23 protein-coding genes and 1 other RNA gene are annotated in these 25,653 nt (G+C 44.8%); 23 read left to right on the forward strand and 1 reads right to left on the reverse strand.

The genetic code is table 11. The features are described 5' to 3' along the window. The first annotated feature begins 15 nt into the window (after window positions 1-15). From IH982_03480 to IH982_03575, 20 genes are all read left to right on the forward strand, one after another. Window positions 16-1,719 (forward strand): hypothetical protein, encoded by a 1,704-nt coding sequence (locus IH982_03480; GenBank protein MCH7828891.1) that lies wholly within the window; start codon window positions 16-18, stop codon window positions 1,717-1,719. A 254-nt stretch (window positions 1,720-1,973) separates the two neighbouring features. Then, entirely contained in the window at window positions 1,974-2,936 is a 963-nt protein-coding gene (murB, locus tag IH982_03485) for a UDP-N-acetylmuramate dehydrogenase (GenBank protein ID MCH7828892.1), read from the forward strand. 573 nt (window positions 2,937-3,509) lie between these two features. Further along, entirely contained in the window at window positions 3,510-3,914 is a 405-nt protein-coding gene (speD, locus tag IH982_03490) for an adenosylmethionine decarboxylase (protein MCH7828893.1), read from the forward strand. Next, complete coding sequence (gene speE / locus IH982_03495; GenBank protein MCH7828894.1) at window positions 3,911-4,780, forward strand: polyamine aminopropyltransferase; 870 nt, start codon at window positions 3,911-3,913, stop codon at window positions 4,778-4,780. Before speD ends, speE (IH982_03495) begins: the two co-directional genes overlap by 4 nt. Window positions 4,781-4,871: 91 nt before the next feature. Continuing rightward, window positions 4,872-5,735, forward strand: a complete 864-nt coding sequence (gene speE / locus IH982_03500; GenBank protein ID MCH7828895.1) for a polyamine aminopropyltransferase — start codon at window positions 4,872-4,874, stop codon at window positions 5,733-5,735. Window positions 5,736-5,763: 28 nt separating this feature from the next. Continuing rightward, window positions 5,764-6,618 carry an arginase family protein gene (locus IH982_03505; protein MCH7828896.1) on the forward strand — a complete coding sequence of 285 codons (855 nt, stop codon included), beginning with the start codon at window positions 5,764-5,766 and terminating at the stop codon, window positions 6,616-6,618. After that, window positions 6,615-6,989 carry an S-adenosylmethionine decarboxylase gene (locus IH982_03510; GenBank protein MCH7828897.1) on the forward strand — a complete coding sequence of 125 codons (375 nt, stop codon included), beginning with the start codon at window positions 6,615-6,617 and terminating at the stop codon, window positions 6,987-6,989. Before IH982_03505 ends, IH982_03510 begins: the two co-directional genes overlap by 4 nt. Window positions 6,990-6,995: 6 nt before the next feature. Then, window positions 6,996-7,865, forward strand: coding sequence for a polyamine aminopropyltransferase (gene speE / locus IH982_03515; GenBank protein MCH7828898.1), 870 nt, complete (start codon window positions 6,996-6,998; stop codon window positions 7,863-7,865). Window positions 7,866-7,923: 58 nt separating this feature from the next. Further along, complete coding sequence (secA, locus tag IH982_03520) at window positions 7,924-10,359, forward strand: preprotein translocase subunit SecA (GenBank protein ID MCH7828899.1); 2,436 nt, start codon at window positions 7,924-7,926, stop codon at window positions 10,357-10,359. Further along, a complete protein-coding gene (locus tag IH982_03525) occupies window positions 10,349-10,831 on the forward strand; it encodes an 8-oxo-dGTP diphosphatase (protein MCH7828900.1) in 483 nt (160 codons plus the stop codon). Before secA ends, IH982_03525 begins: the two co-directional genes overlap by 11 nt. A gap of 18 nt (window positions 10,832-10,849) precedes the next feature. Beyond that, window positions 10,850-11,494 (forward strand): DUF1614 domain-containing protein, encoded by a 645-nt coding sequence (locus IH982_03530; protein MCH7828901.1) that lies wholly within the window; start codon window positions 10,850-10,852, stop codon window positions 11,492-11,494. Between the two features lie 119 nt (window positions 11,495-11,613). Further along, the gene (gene secD / locus IH982_03535) at window positions 11,614-12,933 is read left to right on the forward strand and encodes a protein translocase subunit SecD (protein MCH7828902.1); all 1,320 of its coding nucleotides are present in this window, start codon (window positions 11,614-11,616) and stop codon (window positions 12,931-12,933) included. A gap of 1 nt (window position 12,934) precedes the next feature. After that, complete coding sequence (secF, locus tag IH982_03540) at window positions 12,935-13,816, forward strand: protein translocase subunit SecF (GenBank protein MCH7828903.1); 882 nt, start codon at window positions 12,935-12,937, stop codon at window positions 13,814-13,816. A 39-nt stretch (window positions 13,817-13,855) separates the two neighbouring features. Further along, the gene (locus tag IH982_03545) at window positions 13,856-14,875 is read left to right on the forward strand and encodes a hypothetical protein (protein MCH7828904.1); all 1,020 of its coding nucleotides are present in this window, start codon (window positions 13,856-13,858) and stop codon (window positions 14,873-14,875) included. 8 nt (window positions 14,876-14,883) lie between these two features. Beyond that, a complete protein-coding gene (locus tag IH982_03550; protein ID MCH7828905.1) occupies window positions 14,884-16,179 on the forward strand; it encodes a hypothetical protein in 1,296 nt (431 codons plus the stop codon). Between the two features lie 3 nt (window positions 16,180-16,182). Then, window positions 16,183-17,970 carry a type IV secretion system DNA-binding domain-containing protein gene (locus tag IH982_03555; GenBank protein ID MCH7828906.1) on the forward strand — a complete coding sequence of 596 codons (1,788 nt, stop codon included), beginning with the start codon at window positions 16,183-16,185 and terminating at the stop codon, window positions 17,968-17,970. A gap of 10 nt (window positions 17,971-17,980) precedes the next feature. Further along, the gene (locus IH982_03560) at window positions 17,981-19,039 is read left to right on the forward strand and encodes a phosphoglycerate kinase (protein ID MCH7828907.1); all 1,059 of its coding nucleotides are present in this window, start codon (window positions 17,981-17,983) and stop codon (window positions 19,037-19,039) included. Beyond that, window positions 19,040-20,212, forward strand: coding sequence for a DHH family phosphoesterase (locus tag IH982_03565; GenBank protein MCH7828908.1), 1,173 nt, complete (start codon window positions 19,040-19,042; stop codon window positions 20,210-20,212). Between the two features lie 46 nt (window positions 20,213-20,258). Continuing rightward, the gene (locus tag IH982_03570) at window positions 20,259-20,705 is read left to right on the forward strand and encodes a ribonuclease HI family protein (protein ID MCH7828909.1); all 447 of its coding nucleotides are present in this window, start codon (window positions 20,259-20,261) and stop codon (window positions 20,703-20,705) included. A gap of 34 nt (window positions 20,706-20,739) precedes the next feature. Continuing rightward, complete coding sequence (locus IH982_03575) at window positions 20,740-21,030, forward strand: MGMT family protein (protein MCH7828910.1); 291 nt, start codon at window positions 20,740-20,742, stop codon at window positions 21,028-21,030. Between the two features lie 79 nt (window positions 21,031-21,109). Here the strand turns inward: IH982_03575 and rnpB are convergent. Then, window positions 21,110-21,466, reverse strand: an RNA gene (gene rnpB, locus IH982_03580) — RNase P RNA component class A. Between the two features lie 88 nt (window positions 21,467-21,554). Here rnpB and murJ point away from each other — a divergent pair. The 3 genes from murJ (at window position 21,555) to IH982_03595 (ending at window position 25,607) form a co-directional block, all read left to right on the forward strand. Next, window positions 21,555-23,180 carry a murein biosynthesis integral membrane protein MurJ gene (gene murJ / locus IH982_03585; GenBank protein ID MCH7828911.1) on the forward strand — a complete coding sequence of 542 codons (1,626 nt, stop codon included), beginning with the start codon at window positions 21,555-21,557 and terminating at the stop codon, window positions 23,178-23,180. A gap of 9 nt (window positions 23,181-23,189) precedes the next feature. Then, window positions 23,190-24,968: an elongation factor 4 gene (gene lepA / locus IH982_03590; GenBank protein MCH7828912.1), complete on the forward strand. Its 1,779-nt coding sequence runs from the start codon at window positions 23,190-23,192 to the stop codon at window positions 24,966-24,968. 156 nt (window positions 24,969-25,124) lie between these two features. Then, window positions 25,125-25,607 (forward strand): hypothetical protein, encoded by a 483-nt coding sequence (locus tag IH982_03595; protein MCH7828913.1) that lies wholly within the window; start codon window positions 25,125-25,127, stop codon window positions 25,605-25,607. Window positions 25,608-25,653: the final 46 nt, after the last annotated feature.

Here is a 25,653-nt window from a genome sequence, read left to right on the forward strand (position 1 = left end):
TGTATAATTTGATTTATGAAGCTGCGTACAAAGATATTATTTTCTATTGTTTTTACAGTTGTTTTTTTGCCATCCGCTGTTCAGGCCGAGTTTTTGGGCCAGACTGTTGTTTTTTTTGTTGACTCTTCTTATGACGCAACAAAAAGAGAGGAATTGCCTGCGGCTTTGGTAAAGATTTCTCCCAAACTTCTTTTATATATTGATGATGCCTGGTGGTCAGCTCAAAACCCTTTTGTGCAAGATGAGGTAAGGCGCTCTTTTAATGCTTTGGCAACAGAGTTTGAAGGAAGAATATATCCTATTCTTACCTCAACCTTTGGAAGCGAATGGAAGCCGGGGATTGACAACGATTCTCGTATTACGGTTCTTTTTCACCCCATGACAGATGAGGCCGGGGGATACACAAATTACGGAGACGAATATCCCAAGGTACAGAACCCCACATCAAACGAGCGTGAAATGGTTTATTTAAACACTGCTTTTATCACAAGCCCAATGCTCAAGAGCCTTCTTTCGCATGAATTGGTACATTTGATTACCTTTAATCAGAAAGAAAACCTGCACAACGTTTCAGAAGAGATGTGGCTCAATGAGGCAAGGGCAGAATATGCTTCAACGCTTTTGGGATATGACGATGTGTTTTTAGGTTCAAACCTTGAACGGAGGATACAAACGTTTATCCAAGACCCTACCGATTCCTTGATAGAATGGAATAACGAAAAATCTGATTATGCGGTGGTAAATCTTTTTATACAGTATCTTGTTGACCAGTACGGGTTAAACATTCTTAAAGATTCTCTGCTATCTAGCAAGGTTGGGGCAGCCTCTCTGTTTGAAGCACTGGAGAACAATGGATTTAGCACCACCTTTGCCGAAGTGTTTACCGATTGGACCATTGCAGTGCTTGTGAATGACTGCGCCCTAGGAGAAAGGTATTGCTATAAAAATCAAAACCTTAAAGATTTTAAGGTGGTTCCGCAAACCAACTTTTTGCCTGTTTCAGGAGAGAGTACGTTTTCTTTGGTGAACACCACAAAGGATTGGGCAGGGAACTGGTACAAACTTGTGGGAGGCAACAATGTACTTAAGGTAGAATTTCAGGGTAATCCTTTGGCAATCTTTAAACTGCCCTACCTTGTAGAAAATCGCGAAGGGCAGATTACTCTTAAGTTTGTTACTCTTAACGAAAACCAGAAGGGGCAGTTTGAGCTCCAAAATTATAAGGAAAACCGTTCCCTCATTCTCATTCCTTCTCCCCAGACAAATACCCAAGATACCGAGAATTTTCTTCCTTATCAGTTTGTTTTAACCTTTTCTACAGCCCAAAGAACTCAAGAGCAAGAGCAGGTTTTAATTGACCAGCTCTTAGCTCAAATTGATTTTCTTGCAAAAGAGATAGCCAAGATTCAGGCACAAATTTATGCTCTTTTGGCAGGCCAGGGCACGGCAAACTGCTCTTCATTTACTAGGGATTTGTCTTTTGGAATGAAAGATAATTTTGAGGTTAGCTGCTTGCAGGAGTTTCTAAAATCAGAGGGACCTGACATCTATCCTGAAGGAATTGTATCTGGCAACTTTCTTTCTTTGACGCAGGCAGCGGTAGTGCGCTTTCAAGAAAAATATGCGGATGATGTTCTGCTGCCTTTGGATTTGGAGAAGGGGACAGGATATGTTGGAGCTTCCACAAGAGCAAAAATCAACTCCATTTTATCTCCTTAATTTCGTTTAAGCATTCTTGCCTAAATGAAATTAAGGAGATATTGACAAAATCAAACTCATAGTGTATAAGGGAGATGTGAGTGCAACCCTTTTGGGTGCTCTACGTAAGACGGCGAAAAACCTCCCTCGAGCGAGGTTTTTTGCTTTTAAAAGGACTTTTTGATACCATATAATCGGATCGGGAGTAGCGCTCACAAAGTCTTACATGTGGAGTCTAGCGCTTCCGGTCCATATATATGCGTCTCATCTAGTAGATGAGACATATATATATGGATGCGAGTATCTTAAAACTTCTCCCGAGGACAAGAAGAAATGTTCCTCTTGCTTCCTACACCACGTTTAAGATTGGGGGGCGAGCCCGCTATTTTTTTATTGCACAAAAGACGAAAGATATTGTTGATGCGGTAGAGGCAGCAAAAAGCTTACAGGTGCCGTTTTTTGTTTTGGCAGGGGGGAGCAACGTGTTGCTTGCAGACAAGGGATTTTCTGGTCTAGTAATTTATATACAAAATACAACATACAAGATACAAGGCACAAAACTCTATGCTGAGGCCGGAGTAGATTTTCCTGTGATTGTAAAAGAGACAGGAAAGAAAGGATTGGCGGGGTTGGAATGGGCAGGTGGGCTGCCAGGTTCTGTTGGTGGAGCCGTGAGAGGAAACGCAGGAGCCTTTGGAGGCGAAGTCAAAGACAATATTCTTTCGGTTGTGGCGTTAGATACGAAGGGAAATGTGAAAGTGCTTTCTAGAAAGCAGTGCAGGTTTTCTTACCGAGACTCTATGTTTAAAGAAAAGAACTGGATTGTGTTTTCTGCAACCTTTCAGCTAAAAAAGGGAAACAAGAAAGAGATTCAATCAGCAGCACAAGACCATATACAGTACCGAAAGGAGCGACACCCCCTAGAATATCCTAATGCGGGAAGCATTTTTAAGAACTGCGACTTTAAAAAGTTTTCAAGGAAGCTTAAAAAAGAATTGCAACATGTGGTAAAAGTGGATCCTTTTCCCGTTGTTCCCACCGCATATCTTATTTCTGAGGCCGGATTGAAAGGATTGCGCGTTGGAAAGGCAGAAGTTTCCAGAAAACATCCAAACTATATGGTAAACTTGGGGGGAGCTTCTTCGAAAGATGTGTTGCGCTTGATAGAAAAGGTAAAGAAAAGTATTAAAAAGAAATTTTCCGTGTCGTTAGAACAAGAAGTGCAGTATATTTCATGATGTAATACTTTATTTGTTTGTTTTGTGGAAAACTATCTCTAACGGGGTTGACAGCACACGTTTATAATGAAAAAATATATAAATAGTATTGCGATGGTAACATTATGAAAAGTCGAACCACCTGCAAATGTACTTCAACAATATTTTGATACATACTACTATGGCAAAGAAGCGAAGAAAGAAAGCTGCTTCCAAGAAGAAAGCAGCTCCAAAGAGAAAGAAGGCTGCTCCCAAGAAAAAGAAAGCAGCAAAGAGAAAAAAGAAGAGATAGTCTCCAGAAAGATGTACCTGCTTTGCAAAACGATTTGCTTTTAGCAGTTTTGCAAAGCAGGCCCTGGATTTGCATTTTTGCCCCACTCCATTTCTTGGGGTTGTTTTTTTGACTGGCCTGTGGTAGAGTAGTGCTACAGAAAAATATAATCTTCAATCGATTTTTTCCTCTTTTTCCCCGCACATAACTCGTTATGTGCGGGGTGTCCCAAGATTTTGGGCGCTCCGTCTTCACTGAAATGTGAGGGCTGAGGCCCCGCACATAAATTATGTGCGGGGTAAGCGATTGAATACATATGCTTTATGCAGCAGACAAAGAGGGTTCCTTCATGGACCAATCCTATCAATGCAATAGTTCCCAAATTTGCGTATGCTGGCACCCACGTGGTAGCTGATTTTTGGAACGGCAAAGTCATTGAAGACAAGAAAGAACTGGAACAACTCTTGCTGGGAGCGGCAAAAGCTGCAAACAGCAAGCCCTTGCAAATTTCTATTTACAAGTTTGCCCCCCAGGGTATCACGGGGGTTGTTTTGTTGGCAGAGTCGCATATTGCCCTGCATACCTGGCCTGAGATTAACTATATTGCAATAGATATTTTCACCTGTGGCATGGAGGCGCGGCCCAAAGATGCTCTTTCGTACTTTGAAAAGCATTTGCACCCGGAGCGAGTTGAGGTAACAGAAATGAAACGAGGAAGACAACCATGAGGATGAAACTCCTTGGAAAACAGTGGATGTTTGAGGAGTTCATTCCAGGAGAACTGAAAAGTGCCTTTACGGCATTTTCTGTTGATCGAGAAATTCTGGAAACAAAGACGCCATACCAGAAGATTTCTATTATTGAGAATATTGAATTTGGGAGAATGCTGTTTCTTAATGACCTTGTGCAGGTCGCAGAAATGGGCGATGCAGCATACCATGAAATGCTTGTTCACCCAGGGCTTTTAACGCACCCAAAACCACAGAAAGTGCTAATCATTGGCGGCGGTGATGGGGGTACGCTGAGAGAAGTTTTAAAACACCCCGTGCGGGAGGTTTTGCTGGCGGAGATTGATAAAGAAGTAATCAATGTTTCAAAACAATATCTTCCTTCTATATCACAAAATGCCTTTGAAGATCGCCGGACCAAGGTTTTTATTGAAGATGGTATGGAGACCCTAAAAAGGTATCGTAATGAGTTTGATTGCGTTATTCTTGATTCCAATGATCCCGATGGCTCAATGGCCCATGAGCTATTTACGTATAATTGTTTTAAACTAGTAAAACAAGCATTAAAACCAAACGGTATTTTCATAGCGCAGACAGGATATCTTTCAGATAAGTTTGGAAAACAAGCAAGAAAAGAAATGAAGAAAGTTTTTCCTTTTGTATGGTTTCACAGGGCTTTTGTGCCGTATATTCTTGAAGACGAGCATACATTTTCTTTTGCAAGCTCGCAAAAAAAATATAAAGAGATAACACTTTCAGCGCTCAAGAAGCGTTACGAAAGGCGGAGTCTTGTGACTTCGTATTATTCTCCAGAAATGCACCTGGCATCCGCCGTCTTGCCTAAGTATCTTCAGGAAAGCACTTAGGGGTGGTATGGAGCATGTCTTGAAGGCGGTACAGCCAAAGAAGGTGGATGTACGAGAAATAAAAAGGGGCGCAGCAAAAGGGTAATGTAACATGAAGAAGATCTCAGTTTTTGGGAATACTTGGGCACTGGAAGGATTCCTTCCTGGAGAGAAAAAGATATTTCTTGCGGGTTTTGCAATAAAAACAAAGATATATACGGGAAAGAGTAAGTATCAAAGTATAGATATTTTTGATACAAAAGGATATGGTAGAATGTTTTTCCTTGATGGGTTAGTACAGCTCTCCACAAAAGATGAGGCGGTGTATCATGAAATGCTGGTACATCCCGCCTTGATGCATCATCCTTCCCCGCAGCGAGTTCTCATTATCGGTGGGGGAGATGGAGGAGCACTGCGTGAAGTACTAAAGCATCCTGTTAAGGAAGCGTTTTTAGTTGAAATTGATGAAGAAGTGATTTACGTCGCAAAAAAGTATCTTCCCACGCTGTGCCGTTCGGCCTTTGGAGACAAGAGAAGTAAGATTGTGGTGGCAGATGGAATTGAGTTTGTTGCGAAGCATAAAAACTATTTTGATTGTATAATTCTTGATTCCAACGATCCGGACGGAGTTATGGCAGCAAAACTTTTTGAAGAGAAGTTTTTGCGCGCCGTAAAAAATGCGCTTAGAAAAGATGGTATTTTTTCCGCACAGACTGGGTATATTTCTGATACCTTTGGCTTGAAAGCACGAGCTACCATGAGAAAGGTATTTTACTCCTTTGAATTGCACCGCGCCTTTGTCGGGAGTTTTCCGCGAGATGAACACTCTTTTCCTGTCGCGTCTTTAAAAATGGATCTTGCAAAGACGACAGAGAAAGTTCTTGAAAAAAGATATAAAGAAAGGAGGATCTCTACCTCATACTATTCTCCAGTCATGCATTTTGCTTCGGGTGTTTTTCCTCCTTTATTAAAGTAACATATCTTTTTTGGGTTTTCTGTGTGCTATGAAGTTTTTGAATTCACCATATAATTTCAAAGAGGCAAATGTTGTTTTTTTTGGCGTACCTATTGGAAAGCGATTTTACGATGCCGCAAAAGCGTTGCGCAACACCCCTGTGTATATGGAGGATTTTGATATTGCAAGCAAGAAGGAATTGCTTGAAGGCATAAAAGTTGTAGATGTTGGGGATTTAAAGCCCAAAAAAACAGAGGATATCACGCAATATACTCGCTCCATTATAGAGAATAACAAAATACCAGTTGCGATTGCAGGAGATCACCCATCGCTTTTTACTATTCCCGCTTTCCCGGAAGGCATTAAAGTTATAAGCTTTGATGCCCATTGCGATTTAAAAGACGAGTATAAAGATGACAATATTGTAGACTTAAGCACTCTATGGAATGGCAAATTTGATGCGAGAGTGAATGGAGCAACGTGGTTGCGCAGATTAAGCGAAACCATGGATCCAAAGAATATTTTGCTGATTGGGGTAAGGTCTTGCGATGCAGAAGAACTTAAGTTTATTGAGGAGAGCGGTATTACATACATTACAGTAGGGGATATTCAAGAAAATAGAGAAGCAGCGCAAAAGAAAATCCAGGAATTCTCTGAAGGCTCAAAGGTATATATTACTCTTGATGTGGATGTTTTTGACCCAAGTATTGCCCCCGCAGTTCATCAGCCAGAACCAGACGGGATATATTTTTTGGAGTTTAAGAGCTTACTGCGCGCTATCTCAGGCAATATTGTGGGTCTTGATGTCTGCTGCTTAAAACCGATAAAGGGAAACCAGATAACGGAATTTCTTGCTACAAGAGCGTTGTTTGAGATATTAAGCTTGGTTAAAAAAAGAGTATGAGAAAGAATTATACAAAGACCTATCATATTATTTTTGATGCTTTTGGTGTAGATAAAAAACTCTTAAGGAATGAGAAGTTTACGTTGAATTTATTACTTCAACTCCCAAAATTAGTAGGAATGAAGATTCTCTCTGGGCCACATTTAGTGCGAGACTATGATACTGGGCACGAAGGACTTACTGGATTTGCGATTATAGATTACTCACATATCTCTTTACATACTTTCGTTGATACGCAAGAGATTTTTATAGATATATTTTCCTGCAAACCTTTTGATTATAAGAAAGTACGGCGATATCTTTTTAAGCAATTGAAAATAAAGAGCGGGCAAGTTGAAACATTAGAAGTTAAATACCCCTGGGAGAAATAGCAGTACATGAAGAAGCAAAAAGTTGCACTGGTAGATAGTGTTCCCTTTGACGAATCAAGGGTAACGGTTGCCTACAAGGTAAAAAAGGTACTGTATTCGGGGAAATCTGCATATCAAAAGATTAATGTCTTTGATCTTGAGTTTTATAGAAGAGCGCTATTTTTGGATGATATTTTGCAAACAACGCAAAAAGATGAATTTATCTATCATGAAATGCTTTGCCAAGCACCGCTATTTTTACATTCTTTGCCAGAGAAAGTTTTAATTATCGGCGGAGCCGATGGAGGCGCATTAGAAGAAGTGTTAAAGCATGCATCGGTACAGGAAGTTTGGATGGTAGAGATAGACAGAAAAGTTGTTGATGTATCCCGAAAATATCTTCCCTCTATTTCCAAGAATGCATTTCAAGATAAGCGGACACATCTTCTTTTTGAGGATGGGAAGGAATTCGTAAAAAAGCACAAGAGTTTTTTTGATGTTGTCATTCTCGACCTCTCAGATCCAGGAGGGCCCGCAGAAGGCCTTATCTCCCCAGCGTTTTATAGAAATGTAAAGCAATGCCTGCGAAAGAATGGGATTGTTTCTGTACAGTCTGGTTCTCTTAGCGCCCAGCCACATCTTGTGGCCTTAATCCAAAAGCGTTTGCGCAGCGTTTTTCGCTTTGTAGAAATGCGATGTGCAGTAGTTCCTTCTTACCAAGCAGGAGTGTTTACCTTTACCTTAGCTTCGGACTTTAACTTCTCTATGGTTTCCTCAAAGACCTTAGAAAAGAAGTTTAAAAGCGCAAAAAAGATGGATTTGAAGTATTGGTCTCCAAAGATTGCTGTTGCATCAGCTATTTTACCAAGGTACATAAAAGATTTTTTGGGAAAATAGTAAAAGAAGAGGTCAATACCACTTTTTTACAAACACTCCATTTTAGGCAATAATAGCTATTATGAAGATTTTTGAGAAATTCTTTGCTCAAGACCACGAGAAATACGCGAAAAAATTCAGGCCCCAAATAGAGAAGATTGCCTCTTTTGAGGCAGAACTGAAGTTGCTTTCTCTTGAGCAGTTTAAAGAGAGGACAAGGGAACTCAAGGAACAACTTTCCAAAGACGCACAACTGGATATTTTGCTCCCGGAGGCTTTTGCATTGGTGAGGGAGGCCTCTTTGCGTACGCTTCAGCAGCGGCATTTTGATGTGCAGTTAATAGGAGGCATGGTGCTTCACGAGGGCAAGATTGCAGAAATGAAGACAGGAGAAGGAAAGACCCTTACCGCAACGCTTCCCGTGTACCTTAATGCTTTAACGGATAACGGGGTACACATTATTACGGTAAACGATTATCTGGCAAAGAGAGACACGGTGTGGATGGGGCAAATCTACCATGCCCTGGGTTTGTCTGTTTCTTGCATTACCCACGACGCTTCCTATATATACGACCCGAGTTACGGACAGGACTCAACGCAGGATGAAAAACGAGATACCTTAGGTTCATTTTTAGTAGAGGAGTCTTATCTTCGTCCCGTTTCAAGAAAAGAGGCGTACCTGGCCGATATTACCTACGGGACAAACAACGAGTTTGGCTTTGACTATCTTAGAGATAATATGGCGCAGAGCTTGGAAACCCAGGTGCAGCGGGGCCACGCTTTTGCCATCATAGACGAGGTAGATTCTGTGTTGGTGGACGAAGCAAGAACCCCCCTGATTATTTCTGCCCCAGACCAGGAAAGCTCCTCTTGGTACAAAGAGTTTGCTCGCCTCGTACCCCAGCTCAAAAAGGAAGAAGATTATGAGTTAGATGAAAAGTTAAAAGCAGTAACCTTGACGGAACAAGGCGTAAACAAGGTAGAGCGGTTAATGGGGGTGAAGGATATTTACCAAGAGCGTGGTATTAAGTTTTTGCATCATTTAGAACAGGCCCTGAAAGCAGAGGCAATCTTTGAGCGCGACCGAGATTATGTGGTGAGAGACGGAAGCGTTGTTATTGTAGATGAGTTTACCGGAAGACTCTTGCCAGGAAGAAGATACTCTGGCGGCCTGCACCAGGCCTTAGAGGCAAAAGAGGGGGTTTTGGTGCAGCCAGAATCTTTGACGTTGGCCTCCATTACCTTTCAAAACTATTTTAGGATGTACAAAAAGCTAGCTGGAATGACAGGAACCGCTTTAACTTCAGCTGAAGAGTTTTCTAAGGTATACAACCTTGAAGTAATCGCCATTCCCACAAACAAGCCCATGGTGCGCCAGGATATGCCAGACAAGGTGTATCAATCACAAGAGGCAAAGTTCAATGCCATTGTAGAAGAGATCAAGGAGAGACAGAAAAAAGGACAACCTGTGCTTATTGGTACGGTCTCCATTCAAAGGAATGAATATCTGGGCAAACTTTTAGAACGGCAGGGAGTTCGCCATGAAATGCTCAACGCAAAAAACCACGAGAGGGAAGCTGCCATCATTGCACAAGCTGGGCAAAAGGGAGCTGTTACCGTTGCAACAAACATGGCAGGAAGAGGGGTAGACATTATCTTGGGGGGAAACCCGTTAGATGAGAAGGAGGCAGAAGGGGTCAAGAGTTTGGGAGGGCTCCATGTTATTGGAACCGAACGCCACGAAGCAAGAAGAATTGACAACCAGCTGAGAGGACGCTCTGGCAGACAAGGAGATCCAGGGTCTACCCAGTTTTTTGTTTCTTTAGAAGACGACCTCATCCGTATCTTTGGGGGGGAGCGCATTCAAAAATTAATGCAGCAGCTCCACTTGCCAAAAGAGGAGGCCATTGAGTCCAAGATGGTATCTGGAACCATAGAGTCAGCCCAAAGCAAGATTGAGGGGTTTAACTTTGATGCGAGAAAGCACCTGCTGGAGTATGATGATGTGTTGAATAAACACCGAGAGACCGTGTACCGAAAAAGGAGAGAATTGCTCAATATGGCCAAGGAAGGAACCTTAAAAGAGTATATTCTTGGGGTTATAGAAAAGCTTGGGAAAAACAAAGAGGAATATGACAAGAAAGAACAGGAACTGGGTCAAGAAAATCTGCGCCAGGCAGAAAAGATTGTTGCCATGCGCGTCTTGGATTCCTTGTGGCTTGAGCATTTAGAAAACATGGAGGCCTTGCGGGATTCTGTAAAATTGCGCGCCTATGGTCAGCAAGACCCTTTGATAGAATACAAGAATGAGGCAAGAAAAATGTTTCAGTCTTTTGTAGAGAACATGGAGGCAATGATTGCAAACGCTTTGCTTCAGATTTCGCGTGTTCAGCCGCATCAACATCAGCATGTGCACCAGGCCTCCCAGCAGGATCCGCAATACAAGAATGTTGGACGAAACGACCCCTGTCCTTGCCAAAGCGGCAAGAAATTCAAGCGCTGCCATGGTGCATAGGAAAAAACTTTTTACCCTTTGTATTGTTTGTCGAGGAGATCAGGTTTTGCTTGGCATGAAAAAGAGGGGATTTGGACAAGGGAAATGGAACGGGTTTGGAGGAAAGGTAGAGGCGAGGGAGAGTATTGAAAAGGCAATGAAGCGAGAACTCAAAGAAGAGATTGGTATCATTCCTCGCTCTTTTGAAAAGAAAGCGCTCTTTGAGTTTCATTTCAAAGACAATCCTGAGTATCTTGAGGTTCATGTGTTTTATATTCCTTCTTTTGAAGGCGAACCAAAAGAAACAGAAGAAATGAGGCCGCAGTGGTTCTCAAAAGAAAAGCTCCCCTTTGAGAGCATGTGGCCGGATGACAAGCACTGGCTTCCCCTGTTTCTTGAGGGGAAAACCCTGCGCGGACGATTTTCATTTGGAGATGACGATGTCCTCATTGACTATACACTCAAAGAAGGCGATTTCACTTTTGGAAGCTAAGCTTCCAAAAAGCTAAAAATGGTATTTGCTCCGTTTCTCTTCATCATTCTCTTAATTCTCGCGATTCCATTCCTTCTTGCTTTTGGGTTTTTTCATGTTCTGCGCCTGGGGTTTGAAAACCTTGGCTTCCCACCAGAGATGGTTCTTTTAACCTTGGTGTCAATGCTTTTGGGTTCTTTTGTGAACATTCCTTTGGGAAGAAGGAAACTGGTAGAGGTTACAGAGTCGCATTTCTTTGGGCTGTTCAAAAGAAAACGGCTTTTGGTGCAGGGTCTTTCCGTGAATGTTGGAGGAGCTTTAATCCCCTTGGCCATCGCGGGTTTCTTGCTCTTTCGCGTTCCTCTTGAGGAAACGCTCATTGCAACCTTGTTCATGACCCTGGTTGCGTGGAAACTTTCTTATGTGGTTCCTGGCAGGGGTATTGCCCTGCCCGTTCTCATTCCACCCTTGTTTGCTGCCCTCTTTGCCCTGTTGCTGGCACCAGAGGAAGCTGCCTTGGTTGCTTTTGTATCTGGAACCCTGGGAGTTCTGCTGGGAGCTGATCTCCTGCGTTTGCCCCAGGTTGTGCGGGGTGAGGTTGGCATGATGTCCATTGGAGGGGCTGGAGTGTTTGATGGTATATTTCTTGTGGGGATAGTGGCTGCTTTACTCGCAGGCCTCTAAATGCTACGATAAGGTGGTTACGTTCACACAGTTTCTCCCGACCCCCCTTCTTTTCAAAACCCTCGGTTTTGAATAATTTCCAACACGGGGGAAACTGAAAATTTTATTCTAAAATTTTTATGAAACCAAAAAGGAAAGCATTGTTGATACTTTTCTTTGTATTTTTCCTGGGAGCACTAGCTGCTTCTTTTGTATTCCCTCAGTATCTTAAGGTTCCTGGCATGGCGAATGTTCCCTTTCGGTTGGGACTGGATTTGCAGGGCGGGCTTCATTTGGTGTATGAAGCTGACTTGGAAACTATTCCTTTCTTTGACCGAGACGAGAAAATGCAAGGGCTCCGCGATGTTATTGAGCGCAGGGTTAACTTTTTTGGAATTTCAGAACCTACCATTCAGCTACAGGGTAAAGGGGAAACAAGGCGTCTCATTGTGGAGCTGGCAGGCATTCAAGACACGAACCAGGCTATCTTGTTAATAGGGCAGACGCCATATCTGGAGTTCAAAGAATATAGGGAGAATTATCAAGAGATTTTGGCAAGCAACCAACAAGTGCTGGAAACAGGAGAAGGGCAGCTTGAGGACCCGTTTCAGGCAACTTTGCTGACAGGGGGATATCTGTCGCGAGCCGAGGTTGGGCTTGACAATCTGACCCAAGAGCCCCTTATTATCCTGCAGTTTGACAAAGAGGGTTCTTTACTGTTTGAAGAGCTTACAAAAAAGAATATTGGGCTGCCTTTGGCCATATTCTTGGATGGGGCATTGCTGCAGGCTCCCGTGGTGCAAGGCGTTATTTCCGGTGGAAGAGCCCAGATTACGGGAAGCTTTACGGTCAAAGAAGCGCAGCGCATTTCAAGAGAATTAAACAACGGGGCATTGCCGGTTCCCATTACCCTACTCTCGCAGCAGAGCGTGGGGGCAACCTTGGGGGCAGAATCCTTGCAAAAGAGTTTGGCCGCGGGATTGCTTGGTCTTGCCTTTGTGTTTGTATTCATGATTCTGGTATACCGTATTCCAGGCATGGTTGCTGGAATCGCTCTGATTTTGTATGCCTTGTTTTTTCTCTCATTGTTTAAGCTTATTTCCATTACCCTGACTCTGGCTGGAATTGCGGGAGGCATTCTTTCTTTGGGCCTGGCGGTGGATGCGAACATTCTTATCTTTGCCCGTATGCGAGAGGAGCTGCGCACAGGAAAGAGTTTTGGCCTGGCTTTAGAAGAAGGGTTTAAGCGGGCATGGCCCTCCATTCGGGACGGCAATATTACCACGCTTGCCGTGGCATTAATCCTCTTTTGGTTCGGAAGCTCTTTTGTGAAAGGATTTGCCTTAACCTTGTCTTTGGGAATTTTGGTCAGCTTGTTTTCTGCCATTTTCATAACCAAGAACATGCTGAGGTTGTTTATAGATACCAAGATTGCAAAAGTTTCGTGGCTTTTTCGCTAACATGATATTTCAAAAACTCCAACGCATATTATTTATCCTTTCTTTTGTCGCCATGGGAGCCAGCGCCTTTGTCCTTGGATTTTTTGGTTTAAACTTAGGGATTGATTTCACCGGAGGAAGCTTACTGGAAGTAAAGTATGAAAATGAACGTCCCACCACAAAAAGCATCCAGGAGTCCTTAAAAGCTCTTGATTTGGGTTCTTTGTCTGTACAGTACACGGGGGAGAAGGGAGCGTTGATTCGCATGAAAGATATTCCAGAGCCCGTGCACCAGCAGGTACTTTCTTTATTGGGAGAAGATATACAAGAACTGAGATTTGAATCTATTGGACCTACTATTGGAAAGGAACTTCGTGAAAAGACCTTGCTTTTGGCGGGATTAGCCATGGCTGTAGTGATTTTGTACATTGCCTTTGCCTTTCGGAGAACGGCAGAGCGTGTTCGCCCTTGGCACTGGTCGGGAGCCGCAATGGTAGCTTCTTTTCACGACATTCTTTTGCCGCTTGCGGTGTTTGCGGTGCTGGGAGAGTATGCCGGGGTTCAAGTCACCATTCCCGTGGTGGTTGCCCTGCTTACGGTTGTGGGGTATTCCATTAACGATACGGTGGTGGTGTTTGACCGTATTCGAGAAAACATCTTCAAGCATGTTGGTTTTGACTTTAAAGACACGGTACAGCAAGCGCTGCGCCAGACTTGGTTTCGTTCATTGTCCACTTCTTTGACCACGCTGGCGGTGCTTGTGTCCATGTATCTTTTTGGGGGTTCAACCTTAAAAGATTTTGCTTTCATGCTCATGATAGGAATTGTTGCGGGCACTTTCTCTTCTCTGTTTCTGGCTCCCTCCCTTTTGCTGGTGTGGAGAAGAGAGATGTTCAGGGTTTGACAAATTCCTTATTAAATGGTTTGATAGACCAATTGGAACATGCCAACGGTATCTTTTGAAAAGCTTAGCTTGGAACTTGTAGAACAGCTCCCGCCACGAATAAAGGATGTGGTTGTAGGGCGTTTTGGTTTGAGCGTAGTACCTCCCCTGACCCTGGAGGCGGTGGGAAGACAGCACCAGATAACCAGGGAACGGGTGAGACAAATTGTAAAAGAAGGGTTAGCGCGGCTCAGAAAGGATATGCAGCAGGCAAAGTACAAAGATCGGTATGCCGCCACCTTTGAAGAAGTAGCTGCCACCTTGAGAAAGGCAGGGTCCATGAAACGAGAAGACCTGCTGCTTGACCTGCTTGAGGCCAAAGATGCAGTAAACCACGCCCTGTTTCTTTTGACCCTGGGAGATCAGTTCTATAATCAAAGAGAGACCCAGGACTTTTACGCTTTTTGGACCCTAAGGGAAGACATGGTTCAAAAGGCCCGCCCTTGGCACCAGCGCCTTCTTTCGTTCTTTCAAAAGAAAAAGAGTCCTGTAGCGGAGCAAGAATTGCGGCTCTTGCATGGAAAAGAGGTATTCTTGTACCTTGAAATTTCAAAGCTTATTGAGAAAAGTCCGGATGGAAGATGGGGGCTTAAAACATGGTCTGAGGTAAATCCCCGAGGCATGAGAGATAAGGCGTACCTCGCGCTTAAGCAGCAAGGTAACCCTTTGCATTTCAAGGAGGTTGCCTCTGCCATTGCAAAGTTGCAAGAAAACCTTACTCTGCAAAAAAAGAAAGCCGTGCTTCCCCAGACCGTACACAACGAGCTTATCAAAGACCCCCGGTTTGTGTTGGTTGGTCGGGGAACCTATGGATTATCTGACTGGGGTCTTAAGTCTGGAACCGTGAAGGATGTGATGCGCTCAATCTTGGCAAACAATGGAAAAACCATGCCAAAAGCAAAACTCGTCGGAGAAACCCTGCAGCGGCGCCAAGTGAAATTAAGCACCATCTTGCTTAACCTGCAAGACCGACGGTATTTTTTAAGAAATCAAGACGGCACGTATACCTTAAAACTATAAGTTTTGCCATGCAAGAAGTTTTCCTTCTTCTCGGTTTCATCTGGCAAGTTACCATTACCTGGTGGTGGCTGTTTCTCCCGTTCCTTTTGTGGAAACCAGCGGTGTTCCTGTGGCTTTATTGGCGAAAGGAAACTTTTTCGGGGCAACAGCGGTACATTCTCCTGGAGATTAAAATGCCAGAAGACGCTCCCCGGCCTTTCAAGGCAATGGAGGATGTGTTTACTGGCTTGTGGCAGATGCATGATCCCGCAAACACCAGGGAGGCGTGGCTGGAGGGAAAGTACCAGCTTGCCTTTGCCTTAGAAATGGTTTCCGCAGAAGGAAACATTCATTTTTATCTTCGCATTCCAGAAGGAGCCCAGAAGCTGGTGGAGTCTGCCATTTATGCCCACTACCCCTTAGCAGAACTTGAGGTGGTGGAGGACTATACCAAACTCATTCCCCAAGACATTCCCAACAAAGAATGGGATTTGTGGGGCACCAACTATGTCTTGGAGCGCCCCAGCCCCTACCCCATTAAGACCTATGCAAAGTTTTTTGAACCAATCGCCACCGACAAAGAAGAGATGCGTATTGATCCCATGGCCCTTTTGGTGGAAGGATTCTCCCAGATTGGTAAAGGGGAGCATATCTGGATTCAGTTTGTCTTGACCCCCATTTTGCACACCAACCCGCGTGAAAGCAAGCTTGTTGAGGAGGGGCGGGAGATTGTAGCTGAGATCGTGAAACGCCCTCCCCCTGTAAAGGACAAAGGATTACTTGGAGACATTGGAGTGGTGGGAAAAACCATAGCTACCGGGCAAGTAGAAGCGCCCAAAGAAGAATACCGGGAAATCATCCCTCCCGAAATGAGATTAACCCCTGGGGAACGGGAGATTGTCTTGTCTGTTGAAGATAAAATCAGTAAGTACGCCTTTGGCACACATTCCAGGTTTATTTATATAGCAAAACGGGAGAACTACTTTGGACCTGCCAAAGCTCTGCCCATGTCCTGGTTTACTCAGTTTGGGACTGCAACCTTTAACAACTTTCGGCCCCTGCGTCCCACCTTAACCAAGGTATACACCATTTTTACCTGGTTTATGGACAAGAGAAGGGTGTTTGTGAGAAAAAGGCGTTTGTTTCGAAACTATACCTTGCGTCTTTCTCCGTACTTCCCGAAGCCAGGAGGCACGTTTGTCTTGAATGTTGAGGAACTAGCCACCATTTTCCATTTCCCCGGCAGAATTACTGCTCCTTCTTCTGCTGTGGTGAGGGTTGGATCAAAGAAAGGAGAAGCTCCCTCCGGGCTTCCCACCGAGTAAGTCATGGACATTAACTTTTTTGGCATTACCAATTTCCGAAATACACAAAGGCGTTTTGGCATAAAAGTGGACGACCGAAGACGCCATTTTTACGTTGTGGGGAAGACCGGCATGGGAAAAACCGAGATGCTAAAGAATATGGCGGTGCAGGACATTCAGGGAGGGAACGGCATTGGATTTGTGGATCCGCACGGGGAAGCGGCAGATGAATTATTGCAGTTTGTCCCCACCGAGCGCTTAAAAGACGTCATTTACTTTAACCCTGCTGACACAGACCACCCTATTGCTTTTAACGTCATGGAGAATGTGAAGGCCGAGCACCGTCATTTGGTGGCTTCTGGTTTAATGTCTGTGTTCAAAAAAGTCTGGCCCGACGTGTGGTCGGCCCGCATGGAATACATTTTAAACAACACGGTGCTGGCCTTGTTGGAGTATCCAGGATCAACCCTGTTGGGGATTAACCGCATGCTGGTGGATGTAGACTACAGAGCAAAGGTTATCAACAAGCTCACCGATCCCGTAGTCAAGGCCTTTTGGATTCAAGAATATGCAAGATATACGCAGAGGTATGAGGTGGAAGCAACCGCTGCTATCCAAAACAAAGTAGGCCAATTCGTGTCTAATCCCTTAATTCGCAACATCATTGGTCAGACAAAGTCTTCCTTTGACATGCGAGAGGTCATGGACAAAAAGAAGATTTTAATACTCAATCTTTCCAAAGGACGCATTGGGGAAGACAATTCCCGCCTCTTGGGAGCCATGCTTATCACGAAAATCCAGCTTGCTGCAATGTCTCGAGTGAGCATTCCGGAAGACCAGCGGCAGGATTTCTTTTTATACATTGATGAGTTTCAGAACTTTGCGTCAGATTCTTTTGTGAGCATTCTTTCTGAAGCGAGAAAGTATCGCTTGTCTTTGATTTTAAGCCACCAGTACATAGCGCAGCTGGACGAGAACGAGTCTAAGGTTCGCGGGGCCGTGTTTGGAAACGTTGGCACAATTGTGTCTTTTCGGGTGGGGGCAGAAGACGCAGAATTCTTAGAAAAGGAGTTTACTCCGGAGTTTTTGGCTTTAGATTTTGTGAATCTGAACAAGTACTCAATCTATGTAAAGCTCATGATTGACGGCATTACGGGTAAACCATTTTCTGCCCAAACCCTGCCGCCTCCAGTGCTGCCCTTTGTTTCTCCTGAAGAATCCAACCAGGACGAGATTATTCGCTGGAGCAGGGAACAGTATGCATCCCCTCGCCACCAGGTGGAAGATGAGATTGCGAAGTGGGCAGAGGTTGATGTTGCTGGCGAAAAGAAAACGCAGGTGGTTCAACCTGCCGGTCAAGAGCAGATACTCTATGATGCAAGGTGCGATAACTGCGGCAAGGATACCAAGGTGGTCTTTGCCCCGGACGGCAAAAGGAAAATCTACTGCAAGTCGTGCAGGAAAAAGCTTCAGCGGAGCAAGAGTCAACTGCTCGACTCTGGCGGGCGCGTACCCCGAGGAGTTCCTTCCGAGGGGTCGCAGAGCGCCCAGGGGCAGGTTTCCTTAAAGGAAGCTATGCAAAAGGAACCCACCATATTTTATCCTTCAAAAGGGAAGCAGGATCATTCAAATCAAAAGAGAAAAGAAGTGGACAGACAAGGATTAAAAGAAGTTTTGGGAGAGGCTCTTAAAGAAGGAACATCTCAAAAAAAATCCCTGCCTATAGAGGCAGGCCAGAAAGACGAGCCCAACACCAAGACAAGTCTGGTGCGGGGTAAACTTCGGCCAGGGGAAACCCTGCGTTTCTCTTGACCCTTGACCCATGAGATGGCTTCCTGACCTCTTCTTGAAAGGAAAGCGCGTGTTGCTGCGAGCTGACTTTAACGTCCCCTTAAAAGAAAGCGGGGAGATTGCAGACGACTTTCGTATTACAGCCACCCTTCCCACCATGCAGCATATTCTTTCTCAAGGGGGAAAGCTTGTGGTGATGAGCCACTTGGGAGACCCCGGAGGAGTATATGATGAGCGATTAAACATGCAGGGTGTCAAAGAAAAGCTTGTAGAACACTTAAAGATTGCTGTTGAGGTCACGCAGGATTGCATTGGCAGGGAGATTGAGGAGAAGACAAAGAACATGAAAGAGGGGGAGGTCTTGCTTTTGGAGAATCTCCGTTTTCACAAAGAAGAAGAGAAAAACGACAGGAGTTTCACGCAAGAACTCGCAAAACTTGGAGACGTGTATGTTTCAGACGCATTTGGGGTTTTACACCGCGAGCACGCTTCTGTAGTGGGAGTTCCAGCACTTTTGCCTTCAGCTGGAGGGTTTCTGCTCAAAAAAGAGATTGAAGGATTACAAAAGCTTTTAGAGAACCCAGAACGCCCGATGATTGCCATTATCGGGGGCAGAAAGATTGAGGATAAGATTCCCGTGATTGATGGGATTCTAGAGGTGGCCGACGAAGTGCTCTTGGGCAATCTTCTTTCGCGGGAGATTGAACAAAAGAACATTGTGCTTAAGCATAGAGACAAAGTTGTTTTTCCTCTAGATGGCTTTCCCGGAGGAGGAAAAGAGTATGATATTGGAGAAGAAACCAGGAAGCTCTACCAAGAAAAGGTAAGGGGAGCTAGAACCGTGTTTTGGTCAGGTCCCTTGGGAAGGTATGAACAAAAGGAATACGCTGAAGGTTCACGGATTGTGGCAGAGGCTATTGTGGAGGACACGAGCTATGCGGTAGCTGGCGGGGGAAACCTGATGGATTTTTTGGGTAGGTATAATCTTCGAGACAAGTTTGACCACATTTCTACCGGAGGGAGCTCCATGCTTATCTTTTTGGCAGGAGAAGAACTCCCTGGTTTGAAAGCTTTAGGGTATTATGACTAAATGAGATTTAGGCAGAACATGATTAAGAATCTAGACAAGGCCGCAAAAAGGCTCAAAAAAGCAGTAGAGAAAGGAGAGCGCATTATTCTCTATGGAGACGCTGACTTAGACGGCGTTTGTTCTGCCATCATCATGCAAGAAACCTTAAGAACCCTTGGGGGAAACGTGGTGCGCGTATACTTTCCCGACCGCGAGAATGATGGTTATGGCATTACCCTCAAGGCCTTAAAAGAATTGAACGTGTTTGCTCCCGCCCTTTTGTGCGCCATGGATTTGGGCATTTCTAACTTTACAGAGATCAAAGAAGCGAAGAGAAAAGGGTTTGACGTTATATTGGTTGACCACCATGTGGTGTTAGATAAACTTCCCGCCGCAGACATCATTGTTGACCCAAAGCAAAAAGGAGATACGCATCCTTTCAAGGAATTGGCTGCCTGCGGGCTAACCTTTAGGTTGGCTGAAGAAACGTTGGGGGATAAGATGTCTTTGGCCATGAGAAAAAATTTGGTGGAGTTAGCTGCCATTGGAACTACAGCTGACATGATGCCAAAAGACGCAGACAACAAGGAGATTATAGAGGAGGGATTGGAAACTTTGGAAAACTCATGGCGCCCCGGCATTCGCGCCTTTTTCAAATTACAAGAGCTTGAAAGATTCCCCAATATTGAGTCAAAGCTGCAAAAAATGATTGCCATACTTAATGTTCGGGATGTTGAAAATGGGTATCCTGCTTCCTTTCGCATTTTAAGTTCTGATTCAGAGCGGGAGGTCACCGCGATTGCAGAGCGCCTTTTGGAAATACATGAGCTAAGAAAACAGCAGCGGAATAAGCTTTTGGATAAGGTGCGAAGCGATATCTTAAAAAAGAAGGATGTACCCATTGTGTTTGAGGGGGGAGAGGATTTTGATTACATTCTTTTGGGGGGCATTGCCTCTATCATTTCTCAGGAAGAGGAGAAGCCCACCTTTGTGTACAAAAAGATGAGAGGAGAGAGTATTGGATCGGTGCGCGCCCCCTCGGGCCAAGATACCGTTGAAGCAATGAAACACTGCAAAGAGCATGCCATAACATATGGGGGACATCCCCAGGCCTCTGGATTTCGGGTAAAGAACGCTAATGTGGCAAAGTTTAAAAAGTGTTTGATAGAATACTTTAAAAACCATACTGCCTAAGTTTCGTTTAAGCACTGGTGCTTAAACGAAACTTAGGCAATCATCCATGGAAAAGGAGAAGTTTATTGTCTATACCGACGGGGGAGCAAGGGGTAACCCAGGGCCCTCTGCCATTGGGGTTGTTATTAAAAACGCAAAGGGAGAAACCTTAAAAGAATACGGAGAGTATTTGGGCGAAACAACCAACAATGAGGCAGAGTACAAAGCTGCCATCTTTGCCTTGAAAAAAATCAAGGCATTGTGGGGAAAAGAAAAAGCAAAGAAAGCAGAGGTTCAAATTTTTGCTGATTCAGAATTGCTCGTAAAGCAGCTCAATGGACAATACAAAGTGGAGAATGCAAAGATTCAAAAGTTTTTCTTGGAGCTTTGGAACCTGAAGATTGATTTTCACAAGGTAAGTTTTACTGCAGTTCCCAGAGAAAAGAACAAAGAGGCAGACCGCTTGGTAAACGATGCCTTGGATAAAAAAGGCCACCCAAAGCAACTCTTCTAAAACTTAATCTCATTAAGTTTACAGAGTTGGATATATGCATAAGGCAATCTTGCTTTTGAAGAAGATTCCCAAAGGGAAAGTTACAACCTACAAGGAGCTGGCCAGAGTTTGTAAAACTTCTCCTCGAGCCATTGGGAGGATCATGGCTTCAAATGAGCATCCCAAAGAATACCCTTGCTACAAGGTGGTAGCGTCTAACGGAGAGCTGACTGGATACAGTGCTCCTGGAGGGATAAAAACAAAAGAGAAGTTATTGCGAAAAGACGGAATTGTTCTTAGGAAAGACAGGGTGCCTCCCCAGTATTTTTATGTCTTCTCTGCCTAAATCTCGTTTAAGCAATAGTGCTTAAACGAGATTTAGGCAAAAGCAATACAAAACCGCCAGATAAACTGACGGGTTTGTATTGCACAGCAAGCCGATAAGCCGAATTCTGTTAAGGGTGATCATCTATCTGTCCAGCAGATTACTCTGAAGGATCAAGCGAGCCACCTTTCCAAAAGCTCCACATGAAAGCAGATCTTCTGGTTTGCTCTTGCACTCAGGCAGGATTTAGCCGTTTCACCCCTGATATTTCTATCAGGACTCGCCCCGTCATTCGACAGGGCGTCTCTCAGCTTTCGCATCAAGACGTCTCTGCTCGCACCTCTCAAGTCACCTTGGCAGGGTATTACCCTGACCCATGGATCCGCCTCATCGGCGGAGAGTGTTCGGACTTTCCTCTCCCTACCGTATGGTAGGGGGCGATCACCTAGCTTACTGTGACAACTGTATTATCCCATATATTGCGGCAATGTCAAGATGACTAGGTGGTTTTTTCGTTGGTTTTAAGGTAAAATGCAAAAACTTGAATGATTGCAAAACTTCTCAGCATTAAAAGCAAGACCATTGGGGCAGCCGCCCTTCTTTTGGCAGGGTCCGCGCTAGCGTCCCGGTTGTTGGGATTGCTGAGAGACCGCCTGCTGGCATCCCGTTTTGGAGCAGGAGAAGAGCTGGACATATATTTTGCTGCCTTTCGCGTCCCGGACTTTATCTACGGCATTTTAATCATGGGGGGATTCACAGCGGTGTTCCTGCCTATCTTTTCTGAATACTTTGAGAAGAACAAGGATGAGGCGTTTCGCATGGTTTCAAACCTCTTAAACGTGTTCTTTTTCTTGCTTGCGGGTTTTGCCTTGATTTTGTTTGTATTCATGCCTTTTCTGATTCAGTTTGTGACCCCTGGGTTTAGTGGCGAAATGCGAGAGGCTACGGTGCCCTTGGCCCGTCTCATGCTTTTGTCTCCCATACTCCTTGGAGTCTCTGCGGTGTTTTCTGGCATGCTCCAGTATTTCCGTAAGTTCTTGGTGTACTCTTTGGCCCCGGTTCTCTACAACGCGGGAATCATTGTGGGTATTCTCTTTTTTGTCCCGGCTCTTGGATTAATTGGTCTTGCCTGGGGCGTGGTGCTGGGAGCTGCGGCGCATTTACTCATTCAGGTATATCCTGCGTTCCAGTCCGGGTTTTCTTTTAAGAATGTTTTCTCTTTTTTTGACCCCTCTTTACTTCGCATGGCGCGATTAACTGCCCCGCGTATTGTGGGGGCTGCTGCCTTTCATGTGAATCTCGTGGTGATAACGGCTTTGGCATCAACCTTGGCCGTAGGCTCTATTGCGGTTTTGAGCTTTGCAAACAACCTTTACTTCCTTCCCATTGGAGTCATTGGGATTTCTTTGGCAACAGCTGCCTTCCCGCTGCTCTCTTTTGCAGCTGCCAAAAAGGATAATGCTGCGTTTCAAGAAAGTTTCTTGAAAACTGTGCGTACCATATTCTTTTTTATCATTCCAGTTTCCGGTTTTATGTTTCTTTTGCGAGTCCATATCATCCGTCTTGTGCTGGGGACAGGAGAGTTTGGCTGGGTAGAAACGCGCCTGACAGCCGCTGTATTTGGGGCTTTTGCCCTGGGAGTGTTTTTTCAATCCCTGGTTCCATTGTTTGCCCGCGCCTTCTATGCCCTACAAGACACCAAGACCCCCACGCTTATTGGCATTGGCGCCATTGTGAGCAATGTTGCTGTGGCCCTTGCTTTATTATGGGTATTTTCTTTCCCAAACTTTATTCAAGGATTTTTGGTTTCTTTTTTTGATGTGGCAGATATTCAGGATGTAAGGGTGTTGGCACTTCCTTTGGCGGTGTCAGCATCGGTAGTTCTTCAAGGATTCTTTTTGGCCTTGTTCTTGAAGTTTAAGATTGGGGTTAATATGAAGAAGCTTTCAGGGTCGCTCAACAGAATAGGAATTTCGGGGGTGGTGATGGGCATTGTTTCCTTTTTTGCCTTGCAAGGGACTTTTCTCTTTTTGCCTTTAGATACCTTTTTAAACGTATTGCTCCAGGCCATTCTCGTGGTTATTGCCGGACTCGCAGCATATCTTACAGCAGCAAAACTGCTCAAGGTTGAGGAGTTGAAGCTTCTGCCATTTTTCAAGAAAGAAAAGTAGGAGTATTGTATGGAAGAGCTAAAAAATATTAGAAACTTTGTGATTATTGCCCACATTGACCACGGAAAGTCCACTCTGGCAGACCGATTTTTGGAATTGACCGGAACCATTGAGAAGAGAAAAATGAAAGACCAGGTGTTAGACCAAATGGATTTGGAGCGAGAAAAAGGCATTACCATTAAAATGCAGCCTGTTCGAATGAAGTATCAGGGGTATGTTCTCAATCTCATTGATACCCCAGGCCATGTTGACTTTACCTACGAGGTTTCCCGCGCTTTAGCTGCGGTAGAGGGCGCCATTCTTTTAGTAGACGCAACCAAAGGGGTTCAAGCTCAAACCTTAGCCAATCTTAACCTTGCAAAGAAACAAGGCCTGGTGATTATTCCTGCTGTAAACAAGATAGATTCTCCCTTGGCAAGGACTGAAGAGGTTGTAAAAGAGGTAGCATCGCTTCTTTTTATACCGGAGAACGAGGTGCTTTGCATTTCAGCAAAAGAGGGGAGTGGGGTTCCAAAACTTCTTGATTCAGTTATTGAAAGGGTTCCAGCTCCAAAAGGCACAAGAGAAGCTCCTTTCCGCGCCCTTATCTTTGATTCCCTGTACGATTCCTTTCGGGGCATTGTGACCTATGTTCGTGTTGTGGATGGGGAGCTCAAGGCAAATGATAAGGTTTCTTTTTTGCAGACAAAGGCAGAAGGATCAGTCAAGGAAGTAGGATATTTTTTGCCCAGTGAACATTCTACAGATGTCTTGAGAACAGGGGAGATTGGGTATGTGGCGACAGGAATGAAAGAGGCAGAAAAGGTTCGCATTGGAGATACCATAACCGCACAAAAGGCAAAGGTAGAACCCTTAGCTGGGTACCAAACTCCAAAACCCATGGTGTATGTGAGTTTGTACCCGCAAGACGTAGATGATTTTGATGCTTTGAAGGATGCATTGTTCCAGTTAAAGCTGAACGATCCCTCTTTTTCTTTTGAGCAGGAAAGCAAAGAGGTATTGGGAAGAGGATTTCGCTGCGGGTTTTTGGGAGTGCTGCATTCTGAAATTATAGCGGAACGAATACAGCGGGAGTTTGCAGTTGAGATTGTCATTTCACGCCCTTGTGTGGAGTTTCAGGTAGTAACAGAAAGAAAAGAACAGCTCTCTGTGAAGACCTCTACTGATTGGCCGGACGGGCAAAAGATTGTTGCGGTAAAGGAGCCTTGGGTTCGCCTCGAGGTTATTGTTCCTCGCGACTTTTTCCCCCAGGTTACTCAGCTAGTGCTGGCTTTAAGTGGATTCTCAACCGGCGTAAAGAACCTGGGAGAAGAGCGCCTGCTGGCTGTCTTTGAGATTCCTCTCCGTCAGGTGATAGCTGATTTGTATGACAAACTCAAAAGCTGCAGCCAGGGCATGGCTTCCATGGATTATGAGATTTTGGCTATGAGACCAGCTGACTTGGTAAAGCTTGAGATATGGACTGCAGGAGAAAATCAGGATGCGCTCTCTGTGATTATTCCAAGAAAAGATACATACAAAGAAGGCAAGGCCATTGTAGAGAAGCTGAAAAACATTCTGCCCCCCCAGCTCTTTGAGGTTGCTTTGCAGGCAGTTGTTGAGGGTAAAATTATTGCACGGGAGACCTTAAAAGCCCAGAGAAGAGATGTTACGGGAGCCCTATATGGGGGAGATGTTACAAGAAAGAAAAAGCTATTGGAAAGGCAAAAGAAAGGGAAAAAGGAACTCAAGGCAAAAGGGAAAGTAACCATTCCCTCCAAGGTATTTTTGGAGCTGTTTCGGAGTTGACCAAGGAAGTAGATCAGGGGAGATGCACGAACTTCTTAGGATTGTGTTACTGCTTGACGATATACAGAAGCCGTGTCATATAAGGCTGTACGCAGTATATCTCAATAGAGCTGCATAGCACATTTTTAGCGCCATAGGCGCGGAAAGGAAGTCGTTATGTCTACAGTAGAACTACTCCTTGCTCAGCTCGGCACGGTTGTGATTCCAGCAATCACTGTGCAGTTCGTGGCGCGAGAGAAGCTTGTAGTGGGCAATTCCCCGGTAAAGATCGGCTGGTTTGGCGAGGATCTCGAGGCCTGGTTTTTCGGGAAGATTGAGGAACCGACTGTTGAGATAACGCTTCGCTATGCAAAGCTCACGATAGCATCGCGTGACGGCCCAATCATGGTTGAGTTGGGGGAGAATAAGGAGACCACACTTGCCCAGATATACGCCCTCATGGAGCGTCAGCCTAACGGCGAGCAAGGCGTTCTGCTCACCAACAGGTGGGCAAATATTTTCTATGTTTGCGATGTCAACGGCGATCTCCGTGCAGTGGATGTTTACTGGGGTGTTGATGGCTGGTACATGAATGCCCGCTCGGTCGCGGGCCCGCGCGGATGGGGCGGTATGGACCGGGTGTTCTCCCGTAATTCCTGAAGCACTTGGAAACTTGGGACCTGTGCAGTAGACCCTTCGGCCCTTG

Source organism: Patescibacteria group bacterium, assembly GCA_022563395.1.
GTDB lineage: Bacteria > Patescibacteriota > Minisyncoccia > Minisyncoccales > UBA10102 > 01-FULL-49-22b.